Origin of the sequence: Arhodomonas sp. SL1, assembly GCF_052060015.1 — a bacterium.
GTDB lineage: Bacteria > Pseudomonadota > Gammaproteobacteria > Nitrococcales > Nitrococcaceae > Arhodomonas.
Map to the genome: position 1 here is coordinate 198,494 of NZ_JBPODZ010000006.1, position 19,656 is coordinate 218,149.

The following is a 19,656-nucleotide window of genomic DNA, read 5'->3' on the forward strand; positions in this document are numbered from 1 at the left end:
GTCAACCTCCCCCCGGCGGGGCCACGGCGAACTGCTCGGCAATGCTCGCGGTGTCCGCCGACTCCGCGGTGTCCGGTGTATAGGCCGGGGCGGTGCTGCGGAACAGCAGCCCCTGGGTGAACTCGTCGTCGTCGAGCAGCTGCAGGAAGGCCTGTCGGCGGTCGTCGGTGGGCTCGAAGCCGCCGTGGACGTGGGACTTGTACTGCATCTGCTCCGGCCGGTAGGTGGGGCAGGGCGAGAGCACGTGGATGAAGGCGAAGCCGGGGTGCTCGATGCCCTCGGCGATGAGCCGCGCGAGGGTGTTGGGGTCGCCGGAGAAACCGCGGGCGATGAAGCCCGCGCCGGCGCTAAGGGCCAGCTCCAGCGGACGCAGGGCGGGCACGTGGGTGCCCTCCGGGGTGAGCTTGCTACCCTCCCAGTCGGCATGGGTGGTCGGTGAGGCCTGCCCCTTGGTCATGCCGTAGACGGCATTGTCCATCACCACGTAGGTGAGGTTGGCGTTGCGCCGGCAGGCATGCAGGAAGTGGTTGCCGCCGATCGAGAAGCCGTCGCCGTCGCCGCCCATGGCCACCACAGTGAGCTCCGGGCGGGCGATGGCGAGGCCCGTCGCCACCGGCAGGGCGCGACCGTGGACGCCGTGGAAGCCGTAGACGGCGGCGTAGGCCGGCAGTCGCGAGGAGCAGCCGATCCCGGAGATGAAGGCGACCTCCTCGGCTCGCAGCTCCAGCCCGGCCAGTGCCTTGGTCAGGGCATTGAGCACGCCGAAGTCCCCGCAGCCGGGGCACCAGACGGGCTTCACCCCGGATTTGTAGTCCTTGGGTCGCAGTGCGGTTTCCGGCATCAGACCGCCTCCCTGTCGAACAGCCCGGCCACCGCGGAGACGATCTCCCCGGGGCTCAGCGGCATGGGGCCCGGCCGGTGCAGGGGCACCAGATCGGCGTCGATGGTGTAGTGGGCCCGGAGATGGCGCAGGAATTGCCCGTCGTGGCTCTGCTCCACCACCAGGGCGCGCTCGACGCCCGCCAGGGCCTGTGCCATAGCCTTCGGACGCGCCGGCGCGAGCAGGCGCAGCGAGATCAGCCGGCAGGCATAGCCGCCGGTGGTAAGGCGTTCGGCGGCCTCGCGGGCGGCGGCGGTCACCGAGCCCCAGGTGATGAGGGCCACATGCCCTTCGCCCTCGACATCGGCCCAATAGTCGCCGTAGTCGAAGGCCGTGAGCTTGCGTCGGCGCTTGTCGAGCTGCGCCTGGTGGTCGGCGCCACGGGAGGAGGGGGTGCCGCCCTCGTCGTGCTCCAGGCCGTCGGCGGTGTATTCGCCGCCGGCAGTGCCGGGCAGGCTCATGGGGGAGACGCCGTCGGCGGTGTCACGATAGCGCCGGTAGTCCTCCAGGTCGCCCTCGCCTGCGATGCGGCGGCCCAGTTGGAAGTCCCGTTCCGCGGGCCGGTCGATGATGGCCCGGGTCTGGCCCATGGCCTGATCGGTGAGGACGACGGCCGGCGCCTGCAAGGCCTCGGCCAGCCTGGTGGCCCACTGCGTGGCATGGATGCAGTCCTCGAGGCCATTGGGCGCGATCACCAGGTGCGGCGCATCGCCGTGCAGGCCGTGCAGCGCGATGTCCAGGTCGGCCTGCTCGGACTTGGTGGGGATCCCCGTGGAGGGGCCGCCGCGCATCACGTCTACCACCACCAGTGGCGTCTCCGAGGCCACTGCGAGGCCGATCCCCTCGGTCATCAGCGCCAGCCCTGGCCCCGAGGTCGCCGTGAGCGCGGGGGTGCCGCCAAAGCTCGCCCCGATGCACATGTTCACCGAGGCGAGCTCGTCCTCGGCCTGAACCAGGCAGCCCCCGAGCCGTGGTAGTTCCGGGGAGAGCCACTCCAGGACCTCTGTCGCCGGGGTGATCGGATAGGCGGCCACGAAGCGGATGCCACCGCGCACGGCACCGAGACCGGTGGCCTCGTTGCCGCTGATCAGCCAGCGCGGCTGCGCCGGCGACGCCGTGGTGAACGGCGTGAGGAAATCCACGGTGCCGGCCAGCTCCGCCCCCTGCTCGATGCATCCGAGGGCGCTGGTTACGCTCGCGCTACCCCGCGCCGCCATGGTGGCCTCGACGCGGGCGCGGGTCCGTTGCCCCGGCAGGCCGATGAGCGCGCCGAGCAGTCCCAACGCGATCATGTTGACCCGGCCGCCGTCGATCCCCTTGGCGAGCTGTCGGAGGTTGACCTCGGCCGTGGTGGGACCGTGCTCGGTGATCAGGTCGGGGACGTCGCCGGCGTCCGGGTCATGAAGTACCAGCGTGCCCTCGTCGAGGGGGATCTCCGCGGCAAAGCGCTCGATGTTGCTCCAGTCGAAGGCGAGCACCAGCTCGAAGCGGTCCGGCGGTGCCTGGATGGGGCGGGGCGAGAGGCGCAGCAGTGCCGCTGCCTCCCCGCCGCGGATCTGGGGCCCGAAGGAGCGGCCCATACGGCCGTACCAGCCCGCATCCGCGGCGGTGGCAAGGAGCAGCTGGCCGGCGGTCATTACCCCGGTACCGCCGCTGCCCATGATCGCCAGCCCGATGGATCCGTCGCCCATGCTCGTGTTTCCTCTGCGAAAAGAGCCTGCGGCCATTCTACAGGCCGCGAGCGGCGCTGGCTTGATCTGGGGCAAGTAGCGGGCAGCGGCTCAGGGGGTCTGCCGGCAGTGGGTCTCGCGGCTGAAGGCCACCAGGATGGTGCCGGCGATCGCCCAGGCCAGCATCAGCAGGAACCCCGCGCGATAGGCGCCGAGGGAGTAGATGCGCAGCCCCTCCTCGGTGGTCCCGTCCCAGAGCCCGTCCAGGACCAGCCCGATGGCCGGTTGCAGGACCATGGGGCCGAGCATGACCCCCATGTTGACTACCCCGCCCACGGTGCCGCCGTACTTCCCCGGTAGCGACTCCTTGGCGTAGGCGAAACCGATGATCATGCAGCCCGAGGCGAAGCCAGCCAGGGTAAGCAATGCGCCCAGCGCCAGCGTGGGCAACGCGGGCAGCAGTATGACCACCGCCCAGCAGAGACTGGCCACCGCGAGGCCTGCCACGTACAGGGGCCGGCGGCGGCCGATACGGTCGGAAAGGGCCCCAAGGGCCGGACCACCCAGCGCCCAGGCGATCAGCATGGCCGTGCAGTACGCGGCCGCGGTTGTTTCGCTCACCTCATAGTGGGTGACCAGGAAAGGCACGCCCCAGAGGCCGGCGAAGGCGAGTACGGGACCGGCCACGCCGCCTGGGGCGAGGGTCAGCAGCCAGGTGTTCCGGTAGCGCAGTACCGTCAGCAGGGTCTGCAGCGCACCGGAGCCGCGGCCGTCGTCCGCGTGCTCGGTGGCGTGGCTCTGGTAGCCACGCTCGGCGGGGTCGTCGCGCACGAGCCACCACATGGCCACCGCTAGGGCCGCCGTGATCAGCGCCACCCCGGCCATCACCGCGCGCCATCCCACCACCGATACCAGCACATCCAACGGCACCCCCGCGAGCACCGCGCCGGCGATGCCTACGAACAGGGCGCTGCCGGTGGCGAAGGCAAAATGGCGCGCCGGCATCCAGTGACTGGCCAGCTTCATCATGCACACGAAGGCAACGGCCACGGATGCCCCCACCAGGGCCCGGCCGAGCCCGGCGAGCCAGAACTGCGGCGCCAGTGCGAACAGTAAACCGCCCGCGGTGGCGGTGAGGCTGCCGGCGGTGAGTAGCCGCCGTGGTCCCCACGTATCCGCGAGCAGGCCGGTGGGGATCTGCATAGCGACGTAGCTGTAGAAGTAAAACGCCGAGAGATTGCCGAGGCCGGCGGCGCCCACCGAGAACGAGTGCATGAGCTCGGCGCCCATGACGCCGGGGGCGACTCGCTGAAAGAAACCGACCAGATACAGCGCCGCGCCGAGGCCCCATATGGTCCAGGCCAAGCGGAGCGGGGGAAAAGCGGTGCTCATCGTGGGCACGGGCTCCGGACGCAAAAAGACGATAGTCTACTTGGCCGGCCGGTGTGCGACCAGGATCTGCGGAGGGATTGCAGGGAGTGAAGGGAAGTCCCCGGGCCGGCGCCCGGGGACCGGGTAACGCGTGCGTCGCGTTACTGCGCCTGCGCGCCCTTGGCGCTGTTGGCGGCCTTCTGGGTGTTCGCGGCGGCCTGGGACATGCTGTCCTGGACCGTCTTCTGGGCCTTCTCCGCGAACTCCTGCTGCAGGGCCACAACCTTCTCCGCGTCGCCCTTAACGCGGTCGGAGACGTTCTGCACGAGCTTCTGCTGGTTCTCCACGTAGCTCTGCACGCCCTTCTGGTCCCGCACGTTGATCAGGCCGCGCAGCTGCGAGAAGGTCATCTCCGTGTAGGCCTTGCCCGCCTCAACCTGCAAGTTAGCGAGCTTCTCGGCGTGGTCGAGGGTCATCGCCGCAAGCTCGCGGGCGGGCGCGAACACGGTCTTGTCGAACTGGCTGTTGATCTGATCAAAGTTGAAATCGGTCATGTTCCATCCCCTTCATCTGTTGGTTGCCGGTGGTTGGCTTCCCTACCCGGTGAATGAATCGTATCAACAGAAATGGTGCAGCGCAATATCTCGTGATCCATCCTATATACTATTTTTCGTGAAGCTTATAAGGCACTGAGAGGGCGAGCGTTATGCAACCTTCCTGAGAAACGGAGCAGAATGGCGCGGTGCGGGCGTTGGTAGGTAGGGCACCGCGCCGTTTCCGCTGACCATGTCGTTACGCTAGAGTGCATCGCTGCCCATGACAAAGGAGGATCCGGTATGGCGGGCTTCTATAAGCACCGCGCGCCCCTGCCGTTGGAGTCGGCACGGGTGATCGTCGAGCAGGCCCTGCGTGCCGCGCGGGGGCGCGAGCTCAAGCCCATGACCGTCGTGGTGGTGGACGCCGGTGGCCACCCCATCGCCGTGGAGCGCGAGGACGGGGCGGGTACGGTCCGCTTCGAGGTGGCCCGGGGTAAGGCGAGCGCCGCCCTGGGGGTGGGCTCCGCCAGCGGGGCCTTCGGTGCCGCCAACACCGAACGGCCGGCCTTCCTGGCCTCTGTGGCGGCCGCGGCCGGCGAGGGCGCGGTACCGGTGGCCGGTGGCGTGCTGGTCCTCGACGATGAGGAACGAATCATCGGTGCCGTCGGTGTCAGCGGTGACGCCTCGGACGCCGATGAGGCGGTGGCGGTGGCCGGGATCGAGGCCGCCGGCCTGCGTGCCGGCGCCTCCTGAAAGGCCGGACCATGGGCCGGCTCAGGGTACCAGTACGGCTGCTCCCTCCAGCCGGCCCTCCCGCAGGTCGTCGAGGGCTGCGTTGGCCTCTTCCAGGGGGTAGGTCCGGATGTGGGTGGTCACTGGCACCTCCGGGGCAATGCGCATGAGCTCATCGCCGTCCGCGCGGGTCAGGTTGGCCACGGAGTGTATCGAGCGCTCCTCCCAGAGGATGCGATAGGGGAATGCGGGGATCTCGCTCATGTGGATGCCCGCGCAAACCACCCGGCCCCCTTTTCGCGCGGCGCGCAGGGCCGCCGGGACCAGGCTCCCCACGGGGGCGAAGATCACCGCGGCATCCAGCGGCTCCGGCGGCGGCTCGGTGGAGTCGCCGGCCCAGACGGCGCCGAGCCGGCGGGCGAAGTTTTGGGCCAGGGTGTCACCCGGCCGGGTCAGCGCGAGCACCCGCCGGCCCTGGTGAATGGCGATCTGGGCGATGATGTGGGCCGCCGCGCCGAAGCCGTATAGGCCGATGGCCTCGCCGTCGCCGGCCATTCGCAGGGCGCGCTGTCCGATCAGCCCCGCGCACAGCAGCGGCGTGGCCTCGGCGTCCCCGTAGGTATCCGGGATTGGGAAACAGAAGCGCTCATCGGCCACGGTGTACTCCGCGTAGCCACCCTGGATCTGGTAGCCGGTGAAGCGCGCCGCGTCGCAGAGGTTCTCCTGGCCTTCACGGCAGTAGCGACACTCCCCGCAGACATAGCCCAGCCAAGGCACGCCGACGCGGTTACCCACCTGGTAGCGCTCGCTGCCCGGTCCGGTGGCATCCACGGTGCCGACGATCTCGTGGCCGGGGACCAGCGGCAGGGTGGGGTCGGGGAGATCGCCGTCGATGACGTGCAGATCGGTGCGGCAGACCGCACAGGCGGTCACCCGCAAACGGATCTGACCCGGTCCCGGTTCCGGGATCGGCCAGCGCTCCGCGGTGAGTCGCTCGCCCTGGGCGTGGAGCACCATGGTGCGCATGCTCGATTCGCTCATCACCCCCTCCCCAGGTTGGCCAGCAGCCCCTGCCACTGTTGCCGGGATAGGTTTACCAGCAACCGCGCGAGCATGACAAAGGACAGGCTCCATAGTCCCACGGCCACGGGCAGCAGCCCGTGGAGGCCACCGAAGGAGGGGGTCGCGACGAGGCGCAGGACCGTGGCCGCCGCCAGCATGGCGCTGGCCGCCGGCAGCAGACGGATGCCGGCCACCCCCTGACGGGCCCGCTGCAGGGCGGTACGCGCCATCAGGTGCAGGAGGAAGGTGCCGGTGCCGCCGAGGGCGAGGATATGGATGACGTCGGCGGCTGGCAGGGGGGTGATCCAGGCCAGCGCCAGGGCCAGGAAGCCGGCGGCGCTCCAGGCATAACCCAGGGCGAGGCCCTGGGTGTCGGGCTGGTGGCGCATCCGCCAGGGCCGCCAGCGGATGACCCGTATCCCGGCGGCGATCCCGGCCAGGGCCGCGCCGGGGGCGGTCCAGGGCGCCCCGGCGGGCAGCGCCAGGACAAGCAGCACCAGACCACCGAGCATCAGGGCCTCGAGGTTGGGCTGCAGGCGGGTCTCCCGCGTGCCGGCCAGGCCCTGCCAGGCGTTGGCCACGGCGGGGGCGAGCAGCCGCCCACCGAGGTAGAGGATCGCGCCGCCGGCGAGCATTAGCGCCGCGGTGACCAGGTTGCCGCGCCAGTGGCCCGGCAGTACCGGGCCCGCCAGGGTCGCCGCCGCCAGGCATGCCCCGAGGCCGGCGAGCAGAAGGGCGAACAGCCGGTTACGCCACTGGCGCCCCCCCGCGGCGAAGCGCGGCGCGACCAGCAGCGTGACCAGGACGGGAAAGGCGGCGGCGACCACCGCGCCCGCCTCGGTTGCCGACCAGATCCCGATCCGGCCGGCAAGCCAGAGCACGGTGGCGGCGAGCAGCGGCATCGGTGCGAGCCGCGGGAACAGAAAGCCGGCAAGGGCGGCCAGGAGGAAGCCGGCTAGTAGCTCGAGGCCATGCCCGGTCGGCGACGCGGGGGTTAGCGGCTCGGTGCCGGCACCCGCGGTGAAGAGCCCCAGGGGCACGAAAACCGCCGCGTGGACCGCGGCGAGGGGAAAGAAAACCGTGGGGGCGTCGGGCAGGGGGAGATGCCGGGCGCGGGCCATGACGGGAACCTCCATCGGCGCTATGATCGCAATCAGTGGGTAGGCGGTGGGAATGATACACGGGGTGCGGCCCGGTGGCCCCCGGGGTCCGGAGAACCAGTGGATACAGGACCATGACCGCAAGCACGCCATTCGTGCCCGAGGATTCCCGTCTGGAGGTGGTCCAGGACGGCGAGCAGGCTATACTGCGGCTGATCTCGGGTGGTCGCCCCCTCGAGGAGATCCTCGCCGCCATCGCCCGGCTGGCCGAGCGGGCCTATCCCCGGCTCCGCGCCTCGTTGCTCGTGCGCCATGGCGAGCGCCTCCGTCACGGTGCCGCGCCCAGCCTGCCCCGTGCCTATACCGACGCCGTGGACGGGCTCCCCATTGGGTCGAGCAGTGGTACCTGCGGCGTCGCCGCCCATAGCGGCCGGCCCGTGATCACCGAAGACATCCGCCACGACCCCAATTGGTGCGGGCATCGCGAGCTGGCGAGCCGTCATGGCATCCGCTCGTGCTGGTCGCAGCCGATACTGGACTCGACTGGCGTGGTCGTCGGCACCTTCGCGTTCTACGGCACCGAGCCCGGTGTCCCCAACGAGGCCGAGACCCAGATGGTCGAGCGTTTGGCGGACCTGGCCAGTATTACCATCGAGCGGGCGCGGGCGGCAGAGCGCCAGCGCTTGTCCGCCACGGTGTTCGATAACACCAGTGACGCGGTCATGATTACCGGGGCCGATGGCCGGATCATGGAGATCAACCAGGCCTTCGTGGCCATCACCGGCTACCGCCGCGACCAAGTCATCGGCCGCAGCCCGAGGCTGCTCGGCGGCGGCGAGGACCCCCTGCGCGTGTACCGCGACGTCTGGCGGGCGGTGGCGCGCGGACCCGGGCACTGGCAAGGGGAGGTGCTGGCCCGCCACGCGGACGGTAGCGAGCTGCCATTGTGGACGGCGGTGGACGGCGTCCGTGACGCCGACGACACCCTGACCCACCTGGTGGCGGTGATGTCGGATATCAGCGACATGAAACGTTCGCAACAGGAGATCGCCTACCTCGCCCATCACGACCCCCTGACGGGGCTACCCAACCGCCGCCGGCTCGATGCCCTGCTCGAGCGCGGGCTGGCGCGGGCGCGCCGGGGCGGTTCCCAGCTGGCGGTGGTCTTCATCGACCTCGACCGCTTCAAGGACATCAACGACAGCCTTGGCCACCACGCGGGCGATGAGCTCCTGCAACAGGTCTGCGAGCGCCTGCGCTCGGTGTTCCGCGCCGAGGACGTGCTCGCGCGGATCAGCGGCGATGAGCTGGTGGCGGTATTCCACGATATCACCGGCATACCCGGGGTCGCCCGGATCGTCGAGAGGCTCATGCAGCTCCTGGCCGTGCCCTTTCACGCAGGTGGGCACAGCATCCGCATCACCGCGAGTATGGGGATCTCGGTCTACCCGGACGACGCGGACTCCGTCGCTATGCTATTGCGCAATGCGGATACCGCCATGTATCGGGCCAAGGAGAGCGGGCGCAACACCTACGCCTTTTACAGCCGCGACATGACCCGCCGGGTCCTTGATCGCATGCGTCTGGAGAGCGCCCTCAGGGAGTCGGTGGAAAACGACCACTTCGATCTCGCCTACCAGCCGCAGATCGACCTGGCCACTGGGCGTTGGCGGGGCGTGGAGGCGCTGCTGCGCTGGCATCATCCGGAGCTCGGCGCGGTGGTGCCGGGGCGGTTCATACCCATCGCCGAGGACACCGGCGTGATCCATGAGATCGGTTCCTGGGCCCTCGAACAAGCCTGCCGGCGATTGCGCCGCTGGCAGGACGCGGGCCTGCCGGTGGGGATGCTGGCGGTCAACGTGGCCGCTTCTCAGATCGAACGCGGCGGCTTCTCGGAGATGGTACGGGAGGTGCTCGAGCGTACCGGGATAGCGCCGCAGGACCTGGAGCTCGAGGTCACGGAGGGCTCGATCATGAGCGGCAGTGAGCGCTCGGCATCGGAGCTTCAGCAACTGCGGGGGATGGGGGTAGGGCTCGCCATTGACGACTTCGGGACGGGCTATTCCTCGCTGGCGCAGCTCAAGCGGCTGCCGGTACAGACCCTCAAGATCGACCAATCCTTTATTCGTGACATCCCCGATGATCCCAATGACTGTGCCATCGCCGAGGCGATCATCGCGCTCGCGCGCACGCTGGGGCTGCAGGTGGTGGCCGAAGGGGTGGAGACCGAGGCGCAGGCGGCGTTTCTGATGGAACAGGGCTGCTATCGGGCCCAGGGGTTCCTGTATGGGAAGCCATCGGACATGGAGGGGATCGAGGCGCTGATAGGGGGAGGGGGGTGCGCTAGGCTGGGGAAATGAAAACGGCCGCCGGCGTTGGGCCGGCGGCCGTCTCTGGGGCAAGGCCAGGCCTTACTTGCTCGAGGTCGCTGCCTCGGAGACGGTCTTGGCGTTGTCCTGCACCGCCTTCTGCGTCTTCTCCGCGAACTCCTGGTTCAGCGCGACGACCTTCTCGGCATCACCCTTGACGCGGTCACGGATGGTCTCCGCGGCCTTCTGCTGCTGCTGCCAGTAGGACTGCACGTCGGTGGCGTCCTTGATGTCGAGCGCCGCACGCATCTGCTGGATGCCGAACTCGCTGTAGGCCTTGGCGGCGTCATACTGCACGTTGGTCAGCTTCTCGAAGTGATCCACGGCCATGGACGCGTAGGTGCGCATCGGCCCGAAAACGGTCTTCTCGAACTGCTCAGTCATCTGGTTAAAATTCGTGTTCGTCATGTCTTTTGCCTCCTAGGCGTTTGAGTTCACAAGGTCTGATTGAACTCATCAGCCTTGATGCGGTGCACAATAACAAAGCCGCTGCTGCGCTGCAACATCTTTTTTTCACCCGCCCGTCAGCTCGGCGCCGGTTTACCAAATAACTATTTACGTCTAAATTAAATTCCCGTCGCCATCGATAAGGGGAGAAGGGGGCATGGTTCCGGCCCGACGGGAGTTTCTGAAGGGGGCAGCGTGCGGTGTCGCGCTCTATACCGTGGGAGGCTTCGGCGTGATGCTGACCCCCCGTCAGGCGAGGGCGCGCTCGGCGGATCTGCGGGTGCTCACCGCCGCCGAGGCGGGGGTCCTCGAGGCCTATGGCGAGGCGCTGCTTCCGGGCAGCGCGGAGGCGGGTCTAGCCCCCTACGTGGACGCCCAGCTCGCCGCCGCCCCCTCGGAGAGCCTGCTGATGATCCGCTATCTGGATGTGCCGCCGCCGTGGGACGGCTTCTACCGGGGCGCCCTCCGAGCGGTCGACGCCCTGGCCCGCGAGCGGTTTGGGGCATCCGTCGCCGACCTGGACAGCGCCGCTGCCAGTGAACTCGCCGGCATGGTCGCAGGGGGAAAGCCGAAGCCTTGGGCCGGCCCGCCGGCCGGCTTCGTGCATTTCGTCGTCCGCGCCGATGTGGTGGACGTGGTCTACGGGGTACCCGGTGGCTTCGATGCCCTCGGCATCCCCTACATGGCCCACATCGAACCGGAGGTGCTGGCATGAGCGCTCGGGAGACAGTGGACGCCGTGATCGTGGGCGGCGGCGCGGCGGGCGCGTTCTATGCGCGCCACCTCGCGGAGGCCGGGCTTCGGGTGGTGGTCCTGGACGCGGGGCCGGGCTGGTCGACGGAGGACCTGCAGAGCAGCTTGGTGCATTCGCGGCGCCTGCGCTGGGGCGGGCCGGCGGTGGAGACCGCCGGCGAGCACCCGTTCGGCTACGGCTTCAATGCCGGCTGGGGCTCCGGCGGCGCCGCCCTGCACCACTACGGCACCTGGCTGCGGCTCGACGAGTCCGATTTCCGCATGCGCAGCCGCTTCGGCCGCGGCCGTGACTGGCCCATCGACTACGAGACCCTGCGCCCCTACTACGACCGGATCCAGAAGGAGGCGGGGCTCTCCGGCGATGCCGAGGCCGAGCGCTGGCGGCCGACGGGAGAGCCCTATCCCATGCCGCCGCTGGCCACGTTCGGACAGGCCCGTGCCATCGCCCGCGGCTTCGAGGCGATGGGCATGCACACCGCGCCTATGCCCATGGCCATTAATTCCCAACCCTACGGCGACCGGCCCGCCTGCCTCTACGATGGCTGGTGTGACGCCGGTTGCCCCATCGGCGCCCTGTATAACCCGCTGGTGCGCGACATCCCCGGGGCGATCGCCGCGGGCGCCGAGATCCGCCCGCATAGCGACGTGCTGCGGGTGCTCACCCGTAACGGCCGGGCCACGGGCGTGGAGTACGTCGACGGTGCCGGCGAGCGCCAGCATCAGCCGGCGCGGGTGGTGGTGCTCGCCGCCTCGGCGGTACACAATCCCGGCATTCTGCTCAACTCCGCCGACCAAGACTGGCCTGACGGGCTCGCCAATGGCAGCGGCCAGGTGGGCCGGGGGTTCATGACCCATTCCGTTGCCGGCGTCTATGCCCTGTTCGAGGAGGAGACCGAGCCGTACATGGGCGTCGCCGGGGCGCAGCTGAGCTGTCGCGATGGCTACGCCAAGGACGGCCGGGAGAGCGGCTTCGGTAGCTATCAGTGGCTGATCGGCCCCGCCATGAAGCCCAACGACCTCCTGGGCATGGCGGTGACCCGCGCCGACCTCTGGGGTGAGGAGCTGCATGCCTTTATCCGCCGGGCGGCACGGCACATGGCCAATATGCTGGCCATGGGAGAGGACCTTCCGGATCCCGACAACCGTATCGAGCTCGGCGAGCTCCGAGACCGCTACGGCCGGCGCCCGGTGCGGGTAGTCCATCGCTTCAGCGCCGACTCCATGGCGGTCCACGAGCATGCCCGCGAGGAGGGCCTGGCGGTCATGGAGGCCGCGGGGGCGGAGACCGCCTGGGCGGGGCCGCTGGGCACGGCGCACATGATGGGCGGGACCCCGATGGGCGACGACCCCGCGGAGTCCGTGGTGGACAGCCACGGGCGCTGCCATGAGGTGCCGAACCTGGTGATCGCCGGAACCGGGGTATTCCCCACGGCCGGGGCTAACAATCCCACCTTCACCCTGTATGCGCTGGGACTGCGGGGTGTGGAGCACCTGATCTCCGACTGGGAGGGTTACGCCGGGGCGTAATCGCCGCGCGAGGCCGGTGAGGGCGTTTGCGCCCCCCGGCGCCCTCGGCTACCCTGCGCACGCCGATTCCTGGGAGCACAGGACCGCAGGGACGTGACCGACCCCGCCAGACATTCCGCCCGCCGGCTTTGCGCCCGCCGCGTTTTCGTGGCGTGGCTGGTGGGCGTGATCCTGGTCAATCTCAGCCTGCCGCTGGCCGGCGGCATGGCCCACGCCGGGCGCCTCGCCGACTGGGCCAGTCTCTGCGGTGTGAGCGCCGACACCGAGATCACCTTCGCTGTACCTGCCGAGGACGAGGGCCCCGTCTGTTGCCCCCTCTGCCCGGACTGCCCCGGTTGCACCGGTGCCGGCGCGGCGGCGCCCCATGATGACACCCCTGCCGGCTGGCCGCCGGCTCCCCGGGGCGGTGGGCCGGTCCTCGCCACTGCCGGGCCCCCTGGCGAGTGGCCTGCGGCCACCCGCGCCCGTCCCCGGGCGCCCCCTGTCCGCTAGCTGACCGCACTAACGGATCCCCGTGTAACGCTCCACCGCCGCGGCCAATGCGCGCGCGGCCGGCAGGGCGACGTGCCCGGAGATCCTGCTCGTTCGGCTTTATGGACAGGGAGTTGGAATAATGACTTCATGTGAGACCTACTTTTGGCAAGGCCGTGCCATGACCGCGGCCTCGGTGTCGCTGGTGGCGGTACTGCTGGCGACGGCCGCCCACGCCGGTGAGGCGCTGGAACTGGATGATGTGGTGGTCACGGCCCCGCTGATGGGGGACCCTTTCACCGTGGTGACCGACCCGCGCCGGCCCCGTCAGCCGGTACCGGCCTCCGACGGGGCCGACTATCTCAAGGCCATCCCCGGCTTCAGCGTCTCCCGCAAGGGCGGGACCAACGGAGACCCCGCTCTGCGTGGCCTGGGCGGCTCGCGGCTCAACATCCGCCTCGATGACACGGCGGTGCTCGGTGGCTGCCCCCACCGTATGGATCCGCCTACCGCCTACGTGACCCCGGCGTCCTATGACCGCATCACCGTGCTCAAAGGCCCGCAGGGCGTGCGCGACGGGGCGAGCGTCGCAGGTAGCGTGCGTTTCGAGCGGGACACCGAGGGCTTCGACGCCCCCGGGGCGCGGGTCAACGCCAGCGTCCTGGGGGCCAGCTTCGGCCGCCACGATGAGCTCCTCGATGCCGCCGCCGGCAACGAATGGGGTTATGTCCGCGGCATCGCCACCCGCTCGGAGGCCGACGACTACGAGGACGGCAACGGCGAGGAGGTGCACTCGGAGTACGAGCGCTGGAGTGGCACGGCCATTGCCGGCTGGACCCCCGATCCGGACACCCGCGTCGAGCTGACCCTGGAGCGGGGCGACGGCGAGGCCGCCTATGCCGACCGCAGCATGGACGGCACCGCCTTCGACCGCACCGGCGTGAGCCTGTCCGTGAGCCGGCAGAACCTCTCGCCGCTGTTCGCCCGGGTGGAGGCGGAGGTCTATCGCAATGAAATCGACCACGTCATGGACAACTTCACCCTGCGTGACCCGGATGGCCCCTACCGGATCATGAACCCGGAGCGTGACACCCGGGGTGCCCGCGTGGAGATGGACCTGGACTTCGGCCCGGACACCCTGCTCACCCTGGGGGCCGACCACCAGCGCAACGAGCATGACGGCCGCATGGGGATGGCGCCGGATGCCCCGCCGGCTCTCGGTCCCTCCTCCGAGCGGGCGGAGTTTCGCCAGACCGGCGCGTTCGGCGAGCTGACGCGGTTCGTCGGCGCCCGGGACCGGCTGGTCGCCGGCCTGCGTGTGGACGAGGTCCGCGCCACCGCCGAGCAGGCGCCCACCATGATGGCCCCGGATGGCTACGGCGGTGCAGCGCCCGGCACCGAGGATACCAACACCAACTGGAGCGCCTTCGGCCGCTGGGAGCACGACCTCGCCGACAGCCCCGCGAGCCTCTACGCCGGGCTGGGGCATGCCGAGCGCGCCCCGGACTTCTGGGAGCGGGACCGGGTGTTCGGCCTCGATCCCGAGCGCAACACGCAGCTGGATCTGGGCTGGCAGTATCGGGGCGGGCGCTTGCGCACCACGGTGGCGCTGTTCTACAGCGACATTCGGGACTACATCCTGATCACCGACGGGGGCGACGCGGCCCGCAACATCGACGCCACCACTTGGGGCGGCGAGCTCGATCTGCGCTACACCCTCACCACTAGCTGGGCGATGACGGGGACCCTCGCCTACGTCCGTGGTGACAACGACAGCGACGACGTGGCCCTGGCGCAGATGCCGCCCCTGGAGGGCACGCTGGGCCTGCGTTATGACGACGGCAGGTACTCCGGCGGCGTGCTCTGGCGGGTGGTGGACCGACAGGACCGTGTGTCTCCGGGCAGCGGCACCATCTACGGGACCGATATCGGCGAGACCCCCGGCTTCGGCGTGGTGTCACTGAATGCGGGCTATCGGGCCGATGAGCACTGGCGCGTCACCGCCGGCATCGACAATCTGTTCGATAAGGCCTACGCGGAGCACCTGGCCACCGGGGCCGCGGACGCGGGCACCGCGGTGGGCCGGGTCAACGAGCCCGGCCGCAACGTCTGGTTGAAGGTGACCGCGCGCTTCTGAGGCAGGGGCTGGGGGCGCATCGCCGCCCTCAGCCCTGCTCCTCGGCGCATTCGCTGCAAATGGTGGTGGCCGGCAGCGCCTCGATGCGTTCCGCGGAGATGGGGCCGTCGCAAACCTCGCAGACCTCGCCGTTACCGTCCTGGACCCGCGCCATGGCGTGGCGGATCTGGCGGAGTTGCTTACGGGTACTCTCCAGCAGCCCCTCCACGACCTCGTCGTTCTCCAGCTCGATGGCCTGGTCCTCGATGTCCCGGTCCAGCGGGCCGGCCGCCCGGCGCAGGTGCTGCTCGTACTTCTCGATGCGTTCCAGGGCGTCTGACTCCATTTCCCGCAGACGCGCCATGCGGTCCTCGCTCATGGATGGTTCCTCTTCACTCATTGGGTTTCCGGGTCACGCCCCCACATCTCCCGCCGGGGCCGCTGAATGCCCCATAATGCGGCAGACATCCGCCAATGAGAAGGAACCCGAAATGACCCTAGAGAAGCATGACCTGATCCACGAGCTCCCCGAATACCGAGATCGCATCCATGAGCTCAAGGTCAATGATCGGCATTTCGCAAGGCTTTTCCGCGAGTACCACGAGGTCGATCACGAGGTCCATCGCATTGAGGAGGGTAACGAGACGCCCTCGGACGCCTACCTCGAGGATCGCAAGAAGCGTCGGCTGCAGCTGAAGGACGAGCTCTACGCAATGCTGAAGGGGGAGTGATCATGGCGGAGACCCTGCATGTGGTCTGCCCCGCCTGCGGCGGGGTCAATCGCCTGCCTACCGCCCGGCTGGAGGCCGGGCCGCGGTGCGGGCGCTGTCACGGCCCGCTGTTCCGCGGCGAGCCCGTGGCCCTCAGTGAGGCCGACTTCGACACCCACGTGGGCCGCAGCGATATCCCGGTGATCGTCGATTTCTGGGCGTCCTGGTGCGGGCCCTGCAAGATGATGGCACCGGCCTTCGCCCAGGCAGCCGAGGAGCTGGAGCCCCACTACCGCCTCGCCAAGGTCAATACCGAGGAGGCCCAGGGGCTCGCCGGGCGCTTCGGCATTCGCAGCATCCCGACGCTGATCGCCTTCCAGCGTGGCCGTGAGCTGGGCCGTCAGTCCGGCGCCCTGAGCAAGGCGGATATCCTGCGCTGGGCCAGCGGCCTCGGTCGGGCGGCATGAGCGGGGCCGGGGGAACCCCGGAGCGGTTGGCACGGCTTGAGGAGCACCTTGCCCATCAGGAGCAGGCCGGCGAGACGCTGGCGGGTCAGGTCTACGCGCAGCAGCGCCGCATCGAGGCCCTGGAGGCGGAGATCGAGCGGCTCTCCGGCCGCCTGGAGTCGGTGCTGCGCCGCCTGGAACCGGAGGCGGGGGAGGGCGACGAGGCCCCGCCCCATTACTGAGCCTACTGAGCCGCTTCCGCTTCCTTCAGGAACGGGTAGTCTGTGTAGCCCTCCGCGCCGCCACCGTAGAAGGTGCTGGAATCCGCCTTCTGCAAGGGCGCGCCGGCGGCGATCCGATCCGGCAGGTCCGGGTTGGCGATGAACGAGCGGCCGAAGGCCACCAGGTCCGCCTGCCCTTCGGCCACGGCCGCCGCCGCCATCTCCGGGCTGTAGCGGTTGTTCACCATCCAGGCACCGGGGAAGCGCCGCCGCAGGGCAGCGTAGTCGAAGGGGCGGTAGTCCCGGTCCCCCCCGGTGGCCCCCTCGATGACGTGGACATAGGCCAGCCCCAGGGGCGACAGGCGCTCGATGAACGCCTCGTAGAGGGGCTGCGGGTCGGTCTCGTCGATGCCGTTGGCAGGGGTTACCGGGGAGATGCGGATGCCTACCCGGTCGCCGCCCACCGCCTCGGTTACCGCTTCCGTCACCGCCAGGGGCAGCCTCATTCGGTTCTCCGCGCTGCCGCCGTAATCGTCGTCGCGGCGGTTGGCACCGTCCTTGAGGAACTGCTCGAGGAGATAACCATTCGCCGCGTGGATCTCCACGCCGTCGAAGCCCGCATCCAGGGCCCGTTCCGCCGCCCGGGCGAAGTCGGCCACCAGCCCGGGGATCTCATCGCGCTCCAGGGCTCGGGGCGCCGACACCGGCTGGAAGCCCTCGGCGGTGTAGGTCTTTGCCTCCGCGGGAATGGCCGATGGCGCCACCGGGGCGTGACCGCCGAGCAGGGAGGTGTGGGAGATTCGTCCCACGTGCCAGAGCTGCAGGACCATACGCCCGCCGGCGGTGTGCACGGCGTCGGTGACCCGCCGCCAGCCGGCGACCTGGGCCTCGCTGTGGATGCCCGGCGTGTCCAGATAGCCCTGGCCGTCCGGCCGGATCTGGGTGGCCTCGGCGATGATCAGTCCCGCGCGGGCGCGCTGGCGATAGTAGGTGGCCATCAGCTCGGTGGGCACGCCGCCGGGGCCGGCCCGGTTGCGGGTCAGCGGGGCCATGACGATGCGGTTGGGCAGCGCCAGTGCCCCTGCCTGCAGCGGTTCGAACAGCGGCGCGACGCCGGTTTCCGCGGCGACATGCTTCATGATTCCCGGTCCCGTTCCCGGCAAAGGGGCCGATTATACGGCGGCGCCGTCAGCGCGAGAACAGTCGCGCGAACAGGCCCCGGCGCTGCCGGCTGGCGGCGACGGACTCCCGGGCCCGCTCGTGGGCGTTGGCGACGATGCTCTCGAAGTCCTCGGTGATGGCGGCGGCGCGCTCACGTTCGTCGGCGGTGAAGGAGGTGCCTTCCCCCTGTATTCCCTGCTCGAGCAGTTCCGAGCTCCAGTCCAGCAGGGCCTGGCGGACGGTCTCCAGGGCCGTGGGGATGGCGTTCTGGGGCAGGGCGAGGCAGAGCTTGGTGTCGAGCTGGACGGCCTTCTTGGCCTCCTCGAGCTCCTGCTCGCTGAACTCCACCCGGGCCGCGCCCCGGGGGCCCTCCTCGCGGATCTTCCGCTCCAGGGCCTCCACCCCGGTGCGGATCTCGAAATGGGCATAGGCCTTCTCGAGATTCGGCCCGATGGGTGCCTGGATCCAGCCGTCGCCGGGGCGCCAGGCGATGAGGACCGCCCCGTCCCCGGTGCGATACACCGGCGGTTCCGCATCCGGTGCATAGCCGTTGAGCTCGCTCTTCAGCCACTGGACCACCGGATCCGCCTTGAGCACGCGGGCGAGCAGTATCGCCCGCTGCACCGCCGGGGCCACCGGATCAGCGGTCCGCGTCTGGTCACGGACGGCTTCGACAACGCAGGTCATTACCCCTCCTCCTCACACCGGTCCTCCCTGGATGCCGGTGTTAACATGTTGTTTTGTAGTACCGATGAAATTACAACCCCTTTGTGAACTTACGCAAGTGACGTTGGTCGGCTGGCCGGGAGGATCACGCTGCTCACCATCATCAACACCCTGGCGCCGGTCTTCCTGGTAATCGCCCTGGGCTGGACCCTCACCCGCACCGGCTTCCTCTCCGAGCGCTCGCTGCGCGAGCTCAACCGCTTGACCTACTGGGTGGGCCTGCCTTCGCTGCTGGTCCACCGCATCGCGGCGGCGGAGCCGGAGTTCGCCGCGGTCAGCGGGCTGTTGGCGGTGGCCATGGGGGCGACCTTTGCCGGCATCGCCCTGGGTTATGCCGGCGCCGCCGTGCTCGGGCTGGCTCGGGAGACCCGCGGTACCTTCGTGCAGGGGGTGTTCCGGGGCAATCTCGCCTTCATCGGGTTGCCGGTGGTCATCTACGCCTTCGAGGCCGCCGGCGGGGATACGGCGGCCGCCCAGGCCAGCGCCCTGTTGCTCTTCGGCCCGCTGGTGGTGGTTTACAACATCGCCGCCGTGGCGGTTTTGCTCGCCGGCCGCGGCGGGCGGACCGGGGTGCTCCGCGGCGTCGGCTACGGCCTGGTCACCAACCCCATCCTCATCTCCTGTGCCCTTGGGCTGGTGCTGGCCCTGCTGGAGTTCCCGATGCCGCTGGCCGTGGAGCGGGGGCTCGCGGCGGTGGGGCAGATGGCCTTGCCCCTGGCGCTGGTGTGTATCGGTGGTACCCTGGCCAGTACCCGGGTGCGCGGGCGGTTGGGGCCGGCCGCGGCGGCGGCGGCACTCAAAGTGGCGGCCCTGCCGGCCATCGGCGCGGGGCTCGCCCTGTTGATAGGGCTCTCCGATGCCCACCTGCGCATCGCGCTGATCATGCTGGCCTGTCCCACCGCCTCAGCGTCCTATGTGCTCGCCCGCCAGCTCGGTGGCGACGAGGGGCTGGCCTCCAGCGTGATCCTGCTGAGCAATCTCCTGGCGATTCCGGCGATGATGGTGGTCCTTTGGTTGAGCTGACCCCTGCGGGGCTGATCCCGCTGACACTGCTGGCTGCGGCGGCCATGGCCTGGTGGGTGAACCTGCGCGCCCGCTCGGAGGCGCTGCGCCATTGCCGGCGCACTTGCCTGAACCAGGGCCTGGAGCTGTTGGACGATACCGTGGCCCTGGAACGCTACCGCCTGACCCGGGACCCGGAGGGTCGGCTGACCCTCGGGCGGGTCTACCGCTTCGAATTCAGCGCCCCCGAGCGCGAGCGCGGCCGCGGCTGGATCAGCCTGGTGGGGGCCCGGGTGGTGGCCGTCGAGGTGGAGCGCCCGGACGGCCACGCGGACTATGACCTGCCGGGGTCGTGA

Annotated in this window: 21 protein-coding genes; 11 read left to right on the forward strand and 10 right to left on the reverse strand. The window is 69.8% G+C overall.

What is annotated here, in order from left to right:
* Position 1 precedes the first annotated feature (1 nt).
* The 4 genes from ACQ754_RS10795 to ACQ754_RS10810 form a co-directional block, all read right to left on the reverse strand.
* Positions 2–841, reverse strand: coding sequence for a 2-oxoacid:ferredoxin oxidoreductase subunit beta (locus ACQ754_RS10795; protein ID WP_440997035.1), 840 nt, complete (start codon positions 839–841; stop codon positions 2–4).
* Positions 841–2,571 carry a 2-oxoacid:acceptor oxidoreductase subunit alpha gene (locus tag ACQ754_RS10800; RefSeq protein WP_440997036.1) on the reverse strand — a complete coding sequence of 577 codons (1,731 nt, stop codon included), beginning with the start codon at positions 2,569–2,571 and terminating at the stop codon, positions 841–843. Before ACQ754_RS10800 ends, ACQ754_RS10795 begins: the two co-directional genes overlap by 1 nt.
* A gap of 90 nt (positions 2,572–2,661) precedes the next feature.
* Positions 2,662–3,942: an MFS transporter gene (locus ACQ754_RS10805; RefSeq protein WP_440997037.1), complete on the reverse strand. Its 1,281-nt coding sequence runs from the start codon at positions 3,940–3,942 to the stop codon at positions 2,662–2,664.
* A 140-nt stretch (positions 3,943–4,082) separates the two neighbouring features.
* Positions 4,083–4,475, reverse strand: coding sequence for a phasin family protein (locus ACQ754_RS10810; RefSeq protein WP_440997038.1), 393 nt, complete (start codon positions 4,473–4,475; stop codon positions 4,083–4,085).
* Positions 4,476–4,757: 282 nt separating this feature from the next.
* On the opposite strand from ACQ754_RS10810, the gene ACQ754_RS10815 reads away from it, so the two are divergent.
* Entirely contained in the window at positions 4,758–5,210 is a 453-nt protein-coding gene (locus ACQ754_RS10815; protein WP_440997039.1) for a GlcG/HbpS family heme-binding protein, read from the forward strand.
* Positions 5,211–5,231: 21 nt separating this feature from the next.
* On the opposite strand, the gene ACQ754_RS10820 is transcribed toward ACQ754_RS10815, so the two are convergent.
* Both ACQ754_RS10820 and ACQ754_RS10825 read right to left on the reverse strand, forming a co-directional pair.
* Positions 5,232–6,230, reverse strand: coding sequence for a zinc-dependent alcohol dehydrogenase family protein (locus tag ACQ754_RS10820; protein ID WP_440997040.1), 999 nt, complete (start codon positions 6,228–6,230; stop codon positions 5,232–5,234).
* Positions 6,230–7,372 carry an NnrS family protein gene (locus ACQ754_RS10825; protein WP_440997041.1) on the reverse strand — a complete coding sequence of 381 codons (1,143 nt, stop codon included), beginning with the start codon at positions 7,370–7,372 and terminating at the stop codon, positions 6,230–6,232. Before ACQ754_RS10825 ends, ACQ754_RS10820 begins: the two co-directional genes overlap by 1 nt.
* 113 nt (positions 7,373–7,485) lie before the next feature.
* On the opposite strand from ACQ754_RS10825, the gene ACQ754_RS10830 reads away from it, so the two are divergent.
* Positions 7,486–9,711, forward strand: coding sequence for a bifunctional diguanylate cyclase/phosphodiesterase (locus tag ACQ754_RS10830; RefSeq protein WP_440997042.1), 2,226 nt, complete (start codon positions 7,486–7,488; stop codon positions 9,709–9,711).
* A 51-nt stretch (positions 9,712–9,762) separates the two neighbouring features.
* Here ACQ754_RS10830 and ACQ754_RS10835 read toward each other — a convergent pair whose 3' ends face one another.
* Positions 9,763–10,128: a phasin family protein gene (locus tag ACQ754_RS10835; RefSeq protein WP_440997043.1), complete on the reverse strand. Its 366-nt coding sequence runs from the start codon at positions 10,126–10,128 to the stop codon at positions 9,763–9,765.
* A 196-nt stretch (positions 10,129–10,324) separates the two neighbouring features.
* On the opposite strand from ACQ754_RS10835, the gene ACQ754_RS10840 reads away from it, so the two are divergent.
* The 4 genes from ACQ754_RS10840 (at position 10,325) to ACQ754_RS10855 (ending at position 15,055) form a co-directional block, all read left to right on the forward strand.
* The gene (locus tag ACQ754_RS10840) at positions 10,325–10,882 is read left to right on the forward strand and encodes a gluconate 2-dehydrogenase subunit 3 family protein (RefSeq protein ID WP_440997044.1); all 558 of its coding nucleotides are present in this window, start codon (positions 10,325–10,327) and stop codon (positions 10,880–10,882) included.
* On the forward strand, positions 10,879–12,447 hold the full coding sequence (locus ACQ754_RS10845; protein ID WP_440997045.1) for an FAD-dependent oxidoreductase: 1,569 nt from the start codon (positions 10,879–10,881) through the stop codon (positions 12,445–12,447). Before ACQ754_RS10840 ends, ACQ754_RS10845 begins: the two co-directional genes overlap by 4 nt.
* Positions 12,448–12,540: 93 nt before the next feature.
* On the forward strand, positions 12,541–12,939 hold the full coding sequence (locus tag ACQ754_RS10850; protein WP_440997046.1) for a hypothetical protein: 399 nt from the start codon (positions 12,541–12,543) through the stop codon (positions 12,937–12,939).
* Positions 12,940–13,060: 121 nt separating this feature from the next.
* On the forward strand, positions 13,061–15,055 hold the full coding sequence (locus tag ACQ754_RS10855) for a TonB-dependent copper receptor (protein ID WP_440997047.1): 1,995 nt from the start codon (positions 13,061–13,063) through the stop codon (positions 15,053–15,055).
* A gap of 28 nt (positions 15,056–15,083) precedes the next feature.
* On the opposite strand, the gene ACQ754_RS10860 is transcribed toward ACQ754_RS10855, so the two are convergent.
* On the reverse strand, positions 15,084–15,413 hold the full coding sequence (locus tag ACQ754_RS10860) for a TraR/DksA family transcriptional regulator (RefSeq protein WP_440997048.1): 330 nt from the start codon (positions 15,411–15,413) through the stop codon (positions 15,084–15,086).
* 112 nt (positions 15,414–15,525) lie between these two features.
* Here ACQ754_RS10860 and ACQ754_RS10865 point away from each other — a divergent pair, with 112 nt between their 5' ends.
* Genes ACQ754_RS10865 through ACQ754_RS10875 form a run of 3 tightly spaced genes read left to right on the forward strand, consistent with a single transcriptional unit; the run spans position 15,526 to position 16,432 of the window.
* Positions 15,526–15,765, forward strand: a complete 240-nt coding sequence (locus ACQ754_RS10865) for a YdcH family protein (protein WP_440997049.1) — start codon at positions 15,526–15,528, stop codon at positions 15,763–15,765.
* A 2-nt stretch (positions 15,766–15,767) separates the two neighbouring features.
* A complete protein-coding gene (gene trxC, locus ACQ754_RS10870; protein ID WP_440997050.1) occupies positions 15,768–16,211 on the forward strand; it encodes a thioredoxin TrxC in 444 nt (147 codons plus the stop codon).
* A complete protein-coding gene (locus ACQ754_RS10875) occupies positions 16,208–16,432 on the forward strand; it encodes a SlyX family protein (protein ID WP_440997051.1) in 225 nt (74 codons plus the stop codon). The genes trxC and ACQ754_RS10875 overlap by 4 nt, the downstream gene beginning before the upstream one ends.
* A 2-nt stretch (positions 16,433–16,434) precedes the next feature.
* On the opposite strand, the gene ACQ754_RS10880 is transcribed toward ACQ754_RS10875, so the two are convergent.
* Both ACQ754_RS10880 and ACQ754_RS10885 read right to left on the reverse strand, forming a co-directional pair.
* Positions 16,435–17,550 carry an alkene reductase gene (locus ACQ754_RS10880; RefSeq protein WP_440997052.1) on the reverse strand — a complete coding sequence of 372 codons (1,116 nt, stop codon included), beginning with the start codon at positions 17,548–17,550 and terminating at the stop codon, positions 16,435–16,437.
* Positions 17,551–17,599: 49 nt separating this feature from the next.
* The gene (locus ACQ754_RS10885) at positions 17,600–18,259 is read right to left on the reverse strand and encodes an AbiTii domain-containing protein (RefSeq protein WP_440997053.1); all 660 of its coding nucleotides are present in this window, start codon (positions 18,257–18,259) and stop codon (positions 17,600–17,602) included.
* A gap of 150 nt (positions 18,260–18,409) precedes the next feature.
* On the opposite strand from ACQ754_RS10885, the gene ACQ754_RS10890 reads away from it, so the two are divergent.
* Both ACQ754_RS10890 and ACQ754_RS10895 read left to right on the forward strand, forming a co-directional pair.
* Positions 18,410–19,321: an AEC family transporter gene (locus tag ACQ754_RS10890; RefSeq protein WP_440997074.1), complete on the forward strand. Its 912-nt coding sequence runs from the start codon at positions 18,410–18,412 to the stop codon at positions 19,319–19,321.
* Positions 19,309–19,656 (forward strand): DUF3301 domain-containing protein, encoded by a 348-nt coding sequence (locus tag ACQ754_RS10895; RefSeq protein WP_440997054.1) that lies wholly within the window; start codon positions 19,309–19,311, stop codon positions 19,654–19,656. The genes ACQ754_RS10890 and ACQ754_RS10895 overlap by 13 nt, the downstream gene beginning before the upstream one ends.

Coding starts and splice junctions, on each gene's coding strand:
- ACQ754_RS10810 (WP_440997038.1), bottom strand. CDS start 4,475: ATGACCGATTTCAACTTTGATCAGATCAACAGCCAGTTCGACAAGACC.
- ACQ754_RS10820 (WP_440997040.1), bottom strand. CDS start 6,230: ATGAGCGAATCGAGCATGCGCACCATGGTGCTCCACGCCCAGGGCGAG.
- ACQ754_RS10805 (WP_440997037.1), bottom strand. CDS start 3,942: ATGAGCACCGCTTTTCCCCCGCTCCGCTTGGCCTGGACCATATGGGGC.
- ACQ754_RS10795 (WP_440997035.1), bottom strand. CDS start 841: ATGCCGGAAACCGCACTGCGACCCAAGGACTACAAATCCGGGGTGAAG.
- ACQ754_RS10840 (WP_440997044.1), top strand. CDS start 10,325: ATGGTTCCGGCCCGACGGGAGTTTCTGAAGGGGGCAGCGTGCGGTGTC.
- ACQ754_RS10885 (WP_440997053.1), bottom strand. CDS start 18,259: ATGACCTGCGTTGTCGAAGCCGTCCGTGACCAGACGCGGACCGCTGAT.
- ACQ754_RS10815 (WP_440997039.1), top strand. CDS start 4,758: ATGGCGGGCTTCTATAAGCACCGCGCGCCCCTGCCGTTGGAGTCGGCA.
- ACQ754_RS10880 (WP_440997052.1), bottom strand. CDS start 17,550: ATGAAGCATGTCGCCGCGGAAACCGGCGTCGCGCCGCTGTTCGAACCG.
- ACQ754_RS10855 (WP_440997047.1), top strand. CDS start 13,061: ATGACTTCATGTGAGACCTACTTTTGGCAAGGCCGTGCCATGACCGCG.
- ACQ754_RS10825 (WP_440997041.1), bottom strand. CDS start 7,372: ATGGCCCGCGCCCGGCATCTCCCCCTGCCCGACGCCCCCACGGTTTTC.
- ACQ754_RS10865 (WP_440997049.1), top strand. CDS start 15,526: ATGACCCTAGAGAAGCATGACCTGATCCACGAGCTCCCCGAATACCGA.
- ACQ754_RS10835 (WP_440997043.1), bottom strand. CDS start 10,128: ATGACGAACACGAATTTTAACCAGATGACTGAGCAGTTCGAGAAGACC.
- ACQ754_RS10845 (WP_440997045.1), top strand. CDS start 10,879: ATGAGCGCTCGGGAGACAGTGGACGCCGTGATCGTGGGCGGCGGCGCG.
- ACQ754_RS10800 (WP_440997036.1), bottom strand. CDS start 2,571: ATGGGCGACGGATCCATCGGGCTGGCGATCATGGGCAGCGGCGGTACC.
- ACQ754_RS10875 (WP_440997051.1), top strand. CDS start 16,208: ATGAGCGGGGCCGGGGGAACCCCGGAGCGGTTGGCACGGCTTGAGGAG.
- ACQ754_RS10860 (WP_440997048.1), bottom strand. CDS start 15,413: ATGAGCGAGGACCGCATGGCGCGTCTGCGGGAAATGGAGTCAGACGCC.
- trxC (WP_440997050.1), top strand. CDS start 15,768: ATGGCGGAGACCCTGCATGTGGTCTGCCCCGCCTGCGGCGGGGTCAAT.
- ACQ754_RS10830 (WP_440997042.1), top strand. CDS start 7,486: ATGACCGCAAGCACGCCATTCGTGCCCGAGGATTCCCGTCTGGAGGTG.